Source organism: Anaerolineales bacterium (genome assembly GCA_025808555.1).
Lineage (GTDB): Bacteria > Chloroflexota > Anaerolineae > Anaerolineales > UBA11579 > JAMCZK01.
In genome coordinates, this window is the sequence record CP075526.1 from 1374456 (window position 1) to 1386194 (window position 11739).

Annotated in this window: 14 protein-coding genes; 11 read left to right on the plus strand and 3 right to left on the minus strand. The window is 61.5% G+C overall.

Annotation, left to right across the window (positions count from 1 at the left end; translation table 11 throughout):
* Positions 1 to 70: 70 nt before the first annotated feature.
* Positions 71 to 412, minus strand: coding sequence for an aspartate 1-decarboxylase (locus tag KIT08_07055; protein ID UYN88857.1), 342 nt, complete (start codon positions 410 to 412; stop codon positions 71 to 73).
* Between the two features lie 47 nt (positions 413 to 459).
* Here KIT08_07055 and KIT08_07060 point away from each other — a divergent pair, with 47 nt between their 5' ends.
* The 11 genes from KIT08_07060 (at position 460) to KIT08_07110 (ending at position 7919) form a co-directional block, all read left to right on the plus strand.
* Entirely contained in the window at positions 460 to 1221 is a 762-nt protein-coding gene (locus KIT08_07060; protein UYN88858.1) for a hypothetical protein, read from the plus strand.
* A gap of 202 nt (positions 1222 to 1423) precedes the next feature.
* Complete coding sequence (locus tag KIT08_07065) at positions 1424 to 1879, plus strand: single-stranded DNA-binding protein (GenBank protein ID UYN88859.1); 456 nt, start codon at positions 1424 to 1426, stop codon at positions 1877 to 1879.
* A gap of 7 nt (positions 1880 to 1886) precedes the next feature.
* Positions 1887 to 2252, plus strand: a complete 366-nt coding sequence (locus KIT08_07070; protein UYN88860.1) for a DUF3467 domain-containing protein — start codon at positions 1887 to 1889, stop codon at positions 2250 to 2252.
* Between the two features lie 2 nt (positions 2253 to 2254).
* Positions 2255 to 2890, plus strand: coding sequence for a haloacid dehalogenase (locus KIT08_07075; protein ID UYN88861.1), 636 nt, complete (start codon positions 2255 to 2257; stop codon positions 2888 to 2890).
* Positions 2887 to 3120 (plus strand): hypothetical protein, encoded by a 234-nt coding sequence (locus KIT08_07080; GenBank protein UYN88862.1) that lies wholly within the window; start codon positions 2887 to 2889, stop codon positions 3118 to 3120. The genes KIT08_07075 and KIT08_07080 overlap by 4 nt, the downstream gene beginning before the upstream one ends.
* Before the next feature lie 3 nt (positions 3121 to 3123).
* Complete coding sequence (cas4, locus tag KIT08_07085) at positions 3124 to 3639, plus strand: CRISPR-associated protein Cas4 (protein UYN88863.1); 516 nt, start codon at positions 3124 to 3126, stop codon at positions 3637 to 3639.
* A gap of 4 nt (positions 3640 to 3643) precedes the next feature.
* Positions 3644 to 4516 carry an NAD(+)/NADH kinase gene (locus KIT08_07090; GenBank protein UYN88864.1) on the plus strand — a complete coding sequence of 291 codons (873 nt, stop codon included), beginning with the start codon at positions 3644 to 3646 and terminating at the stop codon, positions 4514 to 4516.
* Positions 4513 to 5028 carry a B-box zinc finger protein gene (locus KIT08_07095; protein UYN88865.1) on the plus strand — a complete coding sequence of 172 codons (516 nt, stop codon included), beginning with the start codon at positions 4513 to 4515 and terminating at the stop codon, positions 5026 to 5028. Before KIT08_07090 ends, KIT08_07095 begins: the two co-directional genes overlap by 4 nt.
* Positions 5028 to 6755 carry a DNA repair protein RecN gene (gene recN / locus KIT08_07100; GenBank protein UYN88866.1) on the plus strand — a complete coding sequence of 576 codons (1728 nt, stop codon included), beginning with the start codon at positions 5028 to 5030 and terminating at the stop codon, positions 6753 to 6755. The genes KIT08_07095 and recN overlap by 1 nt, the downstream gene beginning before the upstream one ends.
* A gap of 30 nt (positions 6756 to 6785) precedes the next feature.
* Complete coding sequence (locus KIT08_07105; GenBank protein UYN88867.1) at positions 6786 to 7517, plus strand: response regulator transcription factor; 732 nt, start codon at positions 6786 to 6788, stop codon at positions 7515 to 7517.
* A 219-nt stretch (positions 7518 to 7736) separates the two neighbouring features.
* Positions 7737 to 7919: a hypothetical protein gene (locus KIT08_07110; GenBank protein ID UYN88868.1), complete on the plus strand. Its 183-nt coding sequence runs from the start codon at positions 7737 to 7739 to the stop codon at positions 7917 to 7919.
* 237 nt (positions 7920 to 8156) lie between these two features.
* On the opposite strand, the gene KIT08_07115 is transcribed toward KIT08_07110, so the two are convergent.
* Both KIT08_07115 and dnaG read right to left on the minus strand, forming a co-directional pair.
* Positions 8157 to 9722, minus strand: a complete 1566-nt coding sequence (locus KIT08_07115; GenBank protein ID UYN88869.1) for a sigma-70 family RNA polymerase sigma factor — start codon at positions 9720 to 9722, stop codon at positions 8157 to 8159.
* Entirely contained in the window at positions 9719 to 11638 is a 1920-nt protein-coding gene (gene dnaG, locus KIT08_07120) for a DNA primase (GenBank protein UYN88870.1), read from the minus strand. The genes KIT08_07115 and dnaG overlap by 4 nt, the downstream gene beginning before the upstream one ends.
* Positions 11639 to 11739: the final 101 nt, after the last annotated feature.

Here is an 11739-nt window from a genome sequence, read left to right on the forward strand (position 1 = left end):
CAAACTGGGATGAACTAGAGGGCTTGTTAAGAGAAGGCCACCGCCTACGCGGTGAAAAGCCGCTCCGCGCTTAGAGATAGCGGACGAACTTATTGTTCTCGTCAACCAGGATGAAGGTAGTTTCCACCGGTTCGGCGCTGATCTCAAAGGCCATGATGATGACCTGCTCGCCGGTTTTGATGAGATGAGCGGCGGCGCCGTTCATGGTGATGGTGCCGCTGCCGCGCGGGCCGACGATGACGTAGGTTTCGAGACGCTCGCCGGTGGTGTTGCTGACCACAAGTACTTTTTCGCCGGGCCACAAGCCGGCGCGTTCCACCAGCTCTTCATCAATGGTGATGCTGCCGATATAGGCCAGATTGGCCTCGGTGACGGTGGCGTTGTGGATCTTGGAGCGTACAAGAATGCGCATAGGTCTCAGATTCTACTCGCTTAGCACTGGCTATAATTGCGCTCGTGATGTTGCGTAATACGGTTATGACGCTGCTGTTGGCGGCGCTCTTACTGGGCGGGTGCATTGTGCCCGTGGCGATGGAGCCCGAGCCCGAAGTAATGCTGGAGCCTACGGCTGAGCCCACGGAGACGCCGGTATGGTTCCCGCCGACGCCGACCGCGTCGCCCTTCCCGACGCCAGTGGTGAGCCCGACGGCGGACATGCGCCCGGGGATTGGCGAGCTGCTGCTGGAAGATGACTTCAGCGATGCGGTGTTCTGGCCGACCAGTACGAGCGCGGACGGCAGCGCCCAGGTAAGCAATGGGCGGCTGAACCTGGTGCTGAATGCCACGCGCAGCTATTTATTCAGCACGCGCAATGGCCCCGTGGTGGGCGATTTTTACGCTGAGATCACCGCGACTACCAATTTCTGCAGCGGCGATGATGAGTACGGTCTGCTAGTGCGGGCGCTGGATGGCGATCACTTCCGTTTTGCGCTCTCGTGCGATGGGCGCGCCAAAGTGGACCGTTTTCACAATGGCAGCCTGAGCCGCCAGGTGGGCTGGGTGAGCAGCCGCGCGATTCCCTCAATCGCGCCGGGCACCAGCCGTTTAGGAGTTTGGGCAGGGGGCGGCCAGATGCACTTTTTTGTCAATGATATGTATCTGTTCAGCGTCACTGATTCGCTTTTGTTCCGCGGTGCGGTGGGTGTGTATGTGCACACTTCAACCGAGAGAGACGTCTCGGTGAGCTTTTCGAGCCTCAGATTGTGGCAGGTGGACCGCTAGCGGTTGACTTCTATCGCACATTTGGTCTATAATTTTCAAGGTCGGTGAGCGAATTTTGACCAGCGCCGGGCAAGCAGCCCGGAAAACTTACACAGCCGCTCATTCGAAAAGGAGCCCCCAAAACTTATCTAAACTGAATATACACAGACTGTTTTAGTTAACTGACTACGCTTGTTTTTGGTACCTACTTTCTGGAGGAAACATGTCTTATCACAAGATCACAATCGTAGGCAATTTGGGGCGTGACCCTGAAATGCGCTATACCCCCGGCGGCCAGGCGGTCACCAACTTCAATGTGGCCAGCAACCGCCAATACACTGGCTCGAACGGTGAGAAGATCAAGGAAACCGTGTGGTTCCGCATCTCGGCGTGGGGACGTCAGGCTGAGATCTGCAACCAGTACCTCAAGACCGGCAGCCAGGTGATGATCGAAGGGCGCATGACGCCCGACAAAGCCAGCGGCGGGCCGCGGGTGTGGACGCGCCAGGACGGCACGCCGGCCGCCTCGTATGAGGTGACGGCGGAACGGGTCGTGTTTCTGGGCGGCCGCGGCGGCGGTGGTGGCGGGGGCGGCGACATGGGCGGCGGAGAATACGGCGGCCTGCCCAGCGAGCCGGACGGCATGATGGGCGGCAGCGAGGAAGAGATCCCGTTCTAGGCGCGCCATGGCTGAGCCTACTAATCCCAAGAGCCAGGCAGGGGCGGGGCAACCCGCCCCTGGCCAGCGGCCGCGGCTGGTAATCCCGCCCGGCACGGAAGTGCTATACAGCAATGTGGTGCGGGTGGCGCACTCGCCAGCGGAGATGGTGTTTGACTTTGGCCGGCTATTGCCGGGCGAGCTGGACATCATCATCAAATCGCGAGTACTCATGTCGCCCTTGAGCGCCAAGCTATTGCAGCGCGCCTTGAGCGAGAACATTGCCAAGTACGAGAAGCAGTTTGGCGAGATCAAGCTGCCTGCTGGCAAGAGTTTAGCGGATGACCTTTTTAAATCCATTCAGCCGCCGGACGGCGAAGAGCCCAAGAGCTGAGCATGGAACGACTTGAAAATATCGCAGAGACGATACGGGCGGACTTTGATGCGCAGACCGCGGCGCGTGACACCGCGCTGGGCCAGGCGCGGCAGTTGACGCGGCATTGCTCGCAGGCCATCCGCGCCATCCACCGAGATGAGCACGACGTGGCGGCCGGCGAGCTGAAGGCAGCAGCCGAGCTGGCGGATGCGTTGCGGGCCGGCTTGAAAGAGTTTCCCGACCTGTACTTTGCCGGGTATACGCAGGATGCACTGAAGGAGTACGCCGAAGCCAACATTGTGAACGCATTGGTAAACAACGGCAGCCTGCCGAACCCGCAGGACTTGAAGGTGGAATCGGCCACGTATTTGCAGGGCTTGTCTGAAGCGGCAGGTGAACTGCGCCGCCGCTGCCTGGATATCTTGCGGCACGGGCATTCTGATGAAGCTGAGCGCCTGCTGGGGCAGATGGATGACATCTATGCGGTGCTGGTGACGATGGACTACCCGGATGCGGTGACGCGCGGATTGCGGCGCCTGACGGATATCTGCCGCAGCCTAGTGGAGCGCACGCGCGGCGATATGACGATCAGCCTGCGCCAGCAGCGACTGGAAGCCAGCCTGCAGGCGCTGGAAGAGAAACTGAAGAGCGCATGAGCACGCAGTGGATCAAAGCCTCTGACATCGGCGAGTATTTGTATTGCCAGCGCGCCTGGTGGCTGCGCCTGCAAGGCGCAGCCAGCGCCAACGTGCAGGAGCTGGCTGAGGGCACACGCCAGCACGCCCGTCACGGGCGTGGCTGGCAGCTGGCGGGAACGCTGCGCGTGCTGGCGATTGGGCTGGCCGTAGTGGCAATGATCCTGCTGGTACTGCAAGTGGTGGGTTGAGGTATGTACGCTGTACTGGCCGCTTTTCTGTTGCTGCTGGCATTGCTGCTGTTGTGGGTGAGCACCCGACAGCGCGGCGCACTGGGCTTGCCCAGCGGGCAGGTGGTGTACTCGGATACGGGCGTGGAGCGGCGGCTGGAGCAGCCACTGATGGACGAGGCATTGGGCCTGATTGGCCGCCCGGATTATTTGGTGCAGAATGGGGACGGCCTGGTGCCGGTGGAAGTCAAGAGCGGGCGCACACCGCGCAAGCCGTACGAATCGCATATTTATCAGTTGGCGGCCTACTGCGTGCTGGTGGCGCGCACTTTTCAGCAGCGCCCAGCCTATGGCATTATTCGTTATCCGCAGCGCAGTTTCCGGGTGGAGTTTAGCGCCGCGCTGGAAGCCCAGGTGCTGAGCCTGCTGGCAGCCATGCGCCAGGGACTGGCGCATGGCGAGTTGCATCGCTCGCACAATGTGGCGGCGCGCTGCGCCGCCTGCGGCTACCGGCAGGTATGCAGTGAGCGGATACACTAAGCCTATGGCTGAGAAGAACGCAAGCCAATTCAAGCATGTGGCGGTGCTGGCCAGCGCAAGCAACACTCAGGCGCTGAGCCTGTGCGCTGAGGTGGCAGACTTTTTGCGGGGCTTGGGGTTGGCGGCGGACAGCGGCCTGCTGCAAGGCCAGGCCACCCAGCAGCGGCTCAAGCAATGGGGCAGCGACCTGGTGATTGCCCTGGGGGGTGACGGCACTATGCTGCGCGCCGGGCATGTGTGCGCGCCGCTGGATATTCCATTGATCGGCATCAATCACGGCAACTTTGGCTTCCTAATTGAACTGGGCCCACACGAATGGCAGCAAACCCTGCCGCGCCTGGTGAGCGGCGAGTACTCGACCGAAAAGCGGATGCTGTTGCATGTGGAGCTGTGGCGCGGCGACAAGATCGTAGGAACCTGGCAAGCGCTCAACGAAGCCATGGTGGGGCGTGGCCGGGTGGTGCGCCCAGTGCACCTCAGTGCCAGCCTGGACGGCCACCCGCTGACCACGTATGTATCGGACGGGCTGATCATTTCCACGCCGACCGGTTCGACTGCGTATGCGCTGGCCGCGGGCGGCCCGATCCTGCCGCCGACGCTGCGTAATCTGCTGCTACTGCCGGTGGCGCCGCACTTGAGCGTTGAGCGGGCGCTTGTGCTGGCGGAAGGCGCCAGCATCAGCGTGGAGCTGGCCCGCGGCGATGAAGCCGTGCTGAGCGTGGACGGGCAGGCGCCCGAGGCGATGGAGCTGGGCGACCGCGTTGCAGTGCGGGCCAGCGAGCACAGCCTGCGCTTCCTGCGTTTCCGCGAGGCGAGCTACTTTTACCAGCGCCTATTGTCTCTAATGGCTAACAACCCTTCAACTGGAGCCGCATGACGACTACCTATTGTGCAAATCATCCAGACCGTGAGACCGGTCTGCGCTGCAATAATTGCGAGAAATACATCTGCGCTCAGTGCGCGGTACATACGCCTACCGGCTACCGCTGCAAGGAATGCGTGCGCGGGCGCCAAAAGGTGTTCGAGACCGCCACCACTGCTGATTTTGTTGTGGCTTTTGTAGTGGGCGCGTTGCTTTCGGGCATTGGGGCGTTCATTGCGATGCGGATCGGTTTCTTCACGCTGTTCCTGGCGCCGCTGGCTGGCAACCTGATCGCAGAGGCGATCCGACGGCTTACGGGCCGCCGCCGCTCACCGCGCTTGTTCCGGGTGGCAGCGGTGGCGGTGGGCCTGGGGGCGGCGCCGTTCGTGCTGCTACCGCTGGCGTATATCTTGCTGGGCGGCGCGGGCATCCGCACGTTTGTGGCAGTGCTATGGCCGCTGATCTATCTCTCGCTGGCTGTTTCTTCCACCTATTACCGCCTGGCGGGCATTGAACTCAAACGCTAATGCTGACCGAACTACGCATTCAGAACTTCGCCATCATTGAGGACCTGACGCTGGAGCTTGGCAGCGGTTTGGTGACTTTTTCCGGCGAGACCGGCGCGGGCAAATCGATCCTGATCGATGCGGTGGAAACTTTGCTGGGCGTTCGGGCCGACGCCAGCCTGATCCGGGCGGGTGACGAACGCGCCACGGTGGAGGGTACTTTCCGCATCCCGGATGCGGCCCGCGAACAGATCCACGCCATTTTGCAGCGCGAGGAACTGCTAGACGACCCGGACTATTTGCAGATCGCGCGCGAATTCCGGCGCGAAGGGCGCAATGTGGTGCGCATCAACGGCCGCCCGGCCACCGTGGCGCTGGTGCGCGAGCTGGGCGAACTGCTGATCGACCTGCACGGCCAGTCTGAGCATCTTTCGCTGCTGCGCGTGCCGGCGCACCGCCTGCTGTTGGACCGCTATGCGGGCGTGGAGCGCGAGCTGGCGGCGTACCAGAAGACCTATGGGCAATTGCAGGAACTGCGGCGCGAGCTGGCCAGCCTGCGCGAGGCCGAGGCGGACGCTGCCCGACGGATCGAGCTGCTGAGCTTCCAGGTGCAGGAAATTGAGGCCGCCAAGCTGCAGCCGGACGAGGAAGCCAGCCTGCGGGATGAGCGCACCCGCCTGGCGAACGCCGAGAGCCTGGCGGCCAACGCCACCTTGGCGCTGGCCGCTCTGGACGAGAGCCAGGATGCAGAGGCGGCTACGGCGAGTGACCGCATGGGTGCGGCGGTGGAAGCGCTGGGGGCGCTGGCAAGGGTGGACGGCTCGCAGGCCGGGCTGGAAAACCGCGCCCAGGGACTGTTGGACGAGATGGCTGATATTGCCCGCGAACTGCGGGCGTACCTGGAGCAGATCGAGTTCAACCCCAAGCGGCTGGAGGAAGTGGAAGAGCGCCTGGCCCTGCTGCAGAACCTGAAGCGCAAATACGGCGAGGATATTGCCGCGATCGTGGCGTTTGGGCAACGTGCCCGCAAGGATCTGGAGAACATCTCGAACGCGGAAGAGCGGCTGGACGCTCTGCAGAAGGGCGAGGGCGAGCTGCTGGCGCGCCTGGCGCAGGAGGCGCAGGCGCTGGCCGCCAAGCGCCACAGCGCGGCGGATGAGCTGAGCAAGGGTATTGAGGTGGAGTTGGACGACCTCAAGATGGAAGCCGCGCGCTTTGGGGTGGAGTTTGGTACCACGCCGGATGCGAATGGGCTTGAGATCGGCGGCGAGCGAGTGGGCTTTGATGCGTATGGCCACGAGACGGTCGAGTTCATGGTGGCTCCCAACCCTGGCGAAGGGCTGAAGCCGTTGGTCAAGATCGCCTCGGGCGGTGAGACGGCGCGCTTGATGCTGGCGATGAAGAACGTGCTGGCGCGTGCCGACCACACGCCCACATTGATATTCGATGAGATCGATCAGGGGATTGGCGGCCGCGTGGGCAGCGTGGTGGGCGAGAAGCTATGGCGCCTGGCGCGAGCACATCAAGTATTGTGTGTGACGCACCTGCCGCAACTGGCGGCGTTCGGTGACCAGCACTTTAAAGTTGAAAAGATCATGAACGATGGCCGCACGCAAACGCAAGCCGTGCGTTTGAAAGATGACGCGCGCGTGAACGAATTGGCTAACATGTTTGGCGAAATAAGTGAAGGAACTTTGCAATCGGCGCGCGAATTAATGGATGCCGTGCGCGCCACTACAAAGGCATGAACGTGTTATAACTAGCAACACGCTCTTTCAATGCTGACCTTACTGTTCGCACCGGACGCAGACGAAGCAGCTGTACTCACTCTTATCCTGCAACGCGCCGGCTTCGAAGTCCGCTTAGTTACTGAGCTTGACCAGCTATCGCAGGGCGATCGCCCGGCTGAGCTTTTCTTCTTCGCGTTCACTACAGAAAAAGCAATCACATCCGAATTCATCAGCCAGCTGCGCCTGGAGAATCAGGCGCCGATCGTGATGCTGATGGAAGCGCGGGACGAGACGGCGCAGATCGATTTTATTGAAGCAGGCGCGGACCTTGTGTTCAGCCGACCGTATAGCCCCAAGTTCATGGTGGCGCAGTTGCGGGCGCTGATGCGACGCAGCTCGGGCTTGCCGTACTTTAGCCTGCCGGCGTTGAGCCAGGCGGGCATCACGCTGGACCCTTCAAAGCGCAGCGTGCAGGTGAGCAAGCAGGCTGCCACCCGCTTGACGCAGCTGGAGTTCCGTTTGTTGTATGCGCTGATGACGCACCCAGGGCGCATCATCCCTTCGGAGAATTTGGTGGAATACGTATGGGGCTACGGCGGCGAAGGCAGCCAGGGCCTGGTGCGCGGTTTGATCAGCCGTTTGCGCGGTAAGATCGAGCCCGACCCATCGAACCCGCGTTACATCATGACGGATGCGGGCATTGGCTATTACTTTGAGCCTGAGCCGGATCAGCAGCGCATGTTCAGCAAGACGGAGAAGAGCACCAGCGAAGTGCGCTAGTTTTAGCGACATAGGCTAGCCTTCGGCTGGTACACCTGTCAGGATGGGCGCAGCATGCTACGCTGCTTCGCAGCGTACACCCCTACGCTTTAAGGCCGCGAAGCCTCTGGCGAGAATGGATTGTCAAATCCAGTTGCTTTTTGACAGCGCAATGAGTGTATCTGCTGTACAGTTCGCTCCACTTTAAGTACAGCCTGTTAGGCTGAGAAGGAACTCGGAATGAGCGATGCTGTTTGCCCCTCTTGTGGCGCCCAGGTGAGCGTGAAGGGCACGCCAAAAATTGGCATGAGTGTTACCTGCACCGCCTGCAGTACTGAGCTTGATGTGGTTTGGCTGGATCCGCTGGAGCTGGATTGGCCGATCGAGGATGATGACTTTGATGAGGATCTGGACGAGGAGTAGTGAACTAAAGGTTTCCCTATTCGGAAGATGAGAGGCAAAGGATCCCTTGGCTTGTCGACTCGGCGTTCTGGTGAGGAGTTCCGCCTATCGTCTCGGGATGACAAGATAGCTAGCATTCTAGTCTGCTTAGTTGGGGATTGCTTCGTCCGTTTTTGGTGTGCATTTCATGCACACCAAAATACTCCTCGCAATGACGGGAATACAAAAACCGACCCTTTAGGGTCGGTTTTTTTGTTATCAGCTGCCGCCGAGGTACTCGCGCAACTGGTGGCTGCGGGTTGGGTGGCGGAGTTTGCGCAGCGCTTTGGCCTCGATCTGGCGGATGCGCTCACGGGTGACGTTGAAGTGCTGGCCGACCTCTTCGAGGGTGTGGTCCTTGCCATCCAGCAGGCCGTAGCGCATCTCGAGTACTTCGCGCTCGCGTTCGGTGAGGCCGGCGAGGGCACCCTGAACCTGCTCGCGTAACATTTCGCGAGCGGCTGCATCCATAGGGGCGAGGGCGTCTTCGTCTGGAATGAAGTCAGCCAGCTCGCTGCCGTCGCCGGCGCCGACGGGGCTCTCGAGCGACATGGGCTCCTCGGCGCTGCGCAGGGTCTGCTCCACCTTGGTAGTGGCGCGCGCCCAGCGACGCTTGAGATCGGGCGCGGGCGGCTGGCCGGAGGCGATGGATTTGCGGATGGCGGCTACGTCGCCATCATCCAGGAAACCACTTTCGAGAGCTAGCTCTTCAAAGGTGGCTTCGCGGCCGAGGGTCTGCGTCATCTGGCGCTGGGCGCGCATGAGGCGCTGGATGGATTCGAGCAGGTGGACCGGGATGCGAATGGTGCGAGCCTGATCGGCAATCGAGCGGGTGATGGCCTGACGGATCCACCAGGTGGCGTATGTGCTGAACTTGAAGCCACGCGTGGGATCGAACTTGGTGACGGCACGCAGCAGGCCGATGTTGCCTTCTTGGATAAGATCTTCAAAAGTAGAGCCGCGGCCGACGTAGCGTTTGGCGATGCTGACGACCAGGCGCAGGTTGGCGTTGATGATGGCGATCTGGGCTTCCATGGCGCGGCTGTGCACAGCCGCGGCGGCCAGTTTGAGCTCCTCGGCGGCGGGCAGCTGGTTGGAGAAGCTGCGCGGCGAGGGCAGCTCGCCTTTGGCGAGCGAATCCAGCAGGGCTTCGGTAAGCTCGCGCGGGAAGACGTAGAAACCTATCAGAATGACAAAGGTGCTGCGAGCCGCTGCATCCCAGCGGGGGTCACGCCCCCACATGCCGTTGTCGAGATAGCTGCGCACATAGGATGGCGTTTCCATGGTCCAGGTCTTTTGCAGGCGCAGCGCCTCCTGGGCGATGGGCAGGAGCTGGGGCGGTTTTTGGTTGAGGGCCTTGACCTCTTTGGCAAGTCTGGCCCAGGCTTCGCTAAGCTCAGCATAGGCGGCTTTGAAAACAGTTTCTGGATTGGGCTCAGGCTGCTTGGCAGTGGCGGCTTGCTCCTGAAGGAAGGTGAGCCGCTTGAGCGCCTCAACGCGGGTGGCGAGCCATAGCTCACGGTCGGTATCCAGCAGGCTGACGCGGCCGATCTCTTTGAGATAGAGGCGCACCGGGTCATCGCCGAGCTCAATGGCGCCTTCCTGGCGGACGCGTTCTTCGAGCTTGCGCAGGTCTTCGCGCAGGGCCTCTACGCCGTCTTCATCCTCGGAGAGTTCGTTGAGCAGATCGCCCTCTTCAGGCGATGCAGCCTCATCGTTCAGCTCGTCGTCGTTCTCAGGCAGCTCGATGTTGTCTTCGGGTTGATCTGCGTCGTGATCCATCATAGGGCTCTCGGGAGGCTGCGTTTGGGGCCGGTGGCGAGCGCTTTATCCAAGCGCTGCAGGGTTAGAGTGTTTTGTATCATCACCTGCTGGTATTCGCTGGCTTTCAGGTCGCCCTCTTGCTGGGCGGTTTGTTGCAGGTAACGCATCTGCTCGTTGCTCTTGCGCAGCAGGCGGCGGCGCAGCAAAAGGAACGTGCGCAGCAGATCCTCGAATACTTTATCGTCTTCGGGATCCAGTTTCTCGCTATGGACAAGTATCTCTTCGGCGCGGTCGAGGAGCGGCATGGGTAGATTCTGCAGGGCGTAACTGTACGGCTCCTGCACATCCTGATCGAGCGCTTCGCGCGAAAGGCGGAACATCTCCTGATGGTCGCTGTGCTCAAAGTCGCTGATGGAGAGACGCGGCAGACCGGCTTCGAGCAAGGCGCGGTCTACGCGGTAGAGCAATTCCGGCTGGCGGATGATGATGCTCATGCAGTGCGACTCGAGGCGTACGGTGCTGTCTTCAATGCTGGGTACGGGGCGCGCCTCGGGCAGGCTTGGAGTGGCGGCCGGGGTGCGGCGGCGGGGCGCGGCGGCACGAGTTGGGCGCTCAGCCATGAGGCTGCGTTCGTCCACCTGGAGCAGGCGGGCCAGTTTTTGGGTGTAGCTGTCGCGCTCCACTGGGCTAGGCACATCGGCAATAAGCGGCAGCACCTGGGCCGCCAGCTCGCGCTTGACCTTAGCGTCTTGCAGGTCTTTGCCGGCAGCCAGGCTGTACATCACATGCTCCACAATGGGGCGGGCGGCCAACAGCAGGCGCGGCCAGGCTTCAGGGTCGGCGGAAACGATCTCGTCAGGGTCTTTGCCGTCTGGCAGGGCGGTGACGCGAATATCGGCCTGGAGGCGGCCTTCATGGCGCAGCAGGCCGCGGGCATCGAAGACGGGGTCGGCCTCACGGTCAAGACTCTTGCGAGCGACTTCCAGGCCGCGCAGGGTGGCTTTGTCACCGGCGGCATCGGCATCGAGCGCAAGTACGATGCGGGTGGTGAGACGCTTGAGGGTGCGGAGCTGTTGCTCACCCAGCGCGGTGCCCATGGGCGAGACCGCGTTTGGGAACCCTGCCTGGTGCAGTGCGATGACATCCATGTAACCTTCGACCAGCACGGCTTCATCCTGGGTGCGGATGTTCTTGCGAGCCTTGTCCATTCCGTAGAGCAGGTTGCTTTTGTCGAAGAGAGGCCCCTGGGCGGAGTTGAGATATTTAGGCAACGATTCTTCGCTAAGAGCGCGGGCGCCAAAGCCAGCCATTTTGCCGTTGGCGTCTCGGATGGGGAAGATGAGGCGGTGACGGAAGCGGGCGTAGCGGCGCCCATCATCGGCCTGGCTGAGCAGGCCGGCTTCCATCATTTCGTCGAGGGTAAAGCCGGCTTGCTGTACGGCGGCGGCCAGCGGCTCGAGGGTATCGGGGGCGTAGCCCAGTTCGAAGGCGGCGATGGTCTCATCGGTCAGGCTGCGGCCATGTAGGTAGTTGAGCACCGGGGCGCCGGAGGGGGTCTGGAGCTGAGCCTGGTAGAAGCGCGCGGCGGCTTCCAGCGCATCTCGCAGGCGGCCGTGCTGCTCTTTGGCGGCCTGCTCCATGGGGCTTTGCGGGCGCAACTGTACGCCGGCGCGGTCGGCCAGGCGGCGCAGGGCTTCGGTGAAATCAAGCCCTTCCTTTTTCATTACATATTTGAAGATGTCGCCACCCTCGTTGCACTGGCCGAAGCAACGCCAGGTGCCGGATTCGGGGAAGACGACAAAAGAGGGCGTGCGCGTGTTGCTGTGGAAGGGGCAGAAGCCGGAGAGACTCTTGCCGGCGCGGCGGAGTTGTACACCGCTCTCAGAGACGATGTCTTCGATGGCTAAACGAGCTTTAATTTCCTCAACATTGCTCATAAACACATTTAACTGCAACAGGCGAAGACGGCAGGAAGCGGATTATACCTGCCGAGCCTGATCGTCTCTGGTTTATAAATCGTGCATGGTAGCATTTTAGA

Coding starts and splice junctions, on each gene's coding strand:
- KIT08_07095 (UYN88865.1), top strand. CDS start 4,513: ATGACGACTACCTATTGTGCAAATCATCCAGACCGTGAGACCGGTCTG.
- KIT08_07105 (UYN88867.1), top strand. CDS start 6,786: ATGCTGACCTTACTGTTCGCACCGGACGCAGACGAAGCAGCTGTACTC.
- KIT08_07070 (UYN88860.1), top strand. CDS start 1,887: ATGGCTGAGCCTACTAATCCCAAGAGCCAGGCAGGGGCGGGGCAACCC.
- KIT08_07110 (UYN88868.1), top strand. CDS start 7,737: ATGAGCGATGCTGTTTGCCCCTCTTGTGGCGCCCAGGTGAGCGTGAAG.
- KIT08_07065 (UYN88859.1), top strand. CDS start 1,424: ATGTCTTATCACAAGATCACAATCGTAGGCAATTTGGGGCGTGACCCT.
- KIT08_07090 (UYN88864.1), top strand. CDS start 3,644: ATGGCTGAGAAGAACGCAAGCCAATTCAAGCATGTGGCGGTGCTGGCC.
- recN (UYN88866.1), top strand. CDS start 5,028: ATGCTGACCGAACTACGCATTCAGAACTTCGCCATCATTGAGGACCTG.
- KIT08_07115 (UYN88869.1), bottom strand. CDS start 9,722: ATGATGGATCACGACGCAGATCAACCCGAAGACAACATCGAGCTGCCT.
- KIT08_07060 (UYN88858.1), top strand. CDS start 460: ATGTTGCGTAATACGGTTATGACGCTGCTGTTGGCGGCGCTCTTACTG.
- dnaG (UYN88870.1), bottom strand. CDS start 11,638: ATGAGCAATGTTGAGGAAATTAAAGCTCGTTTAGCCATCGAAGACATC.
- KIT08_07075 (UYN88861.1), top strand. CDS start 2,255: ATGGAACGACTTGAAAATATCGCAGAGACGATACGGGCGGACTTTGAT.
- KIT08_07055 (UYN88857.1), bottom strand. CDS start 412: ATGCGCATTCTTGTACGCTCCAAGATCCACAACGCCACCGTCACCGAG.
- cas4 (UYN88863.1), top strand. CDS start 3,124: ATGTACGCTGTACTGGCCGCTTTTCTGTTGCTGCTGGCATTGCTGCTG.
- KIT08_07080 (UYN88862.1), top strand. CDS start 2,887: ATGAGCACGCAGTGGATCAAAGCCTCTGACATCGGCGAGTATTTGTAT.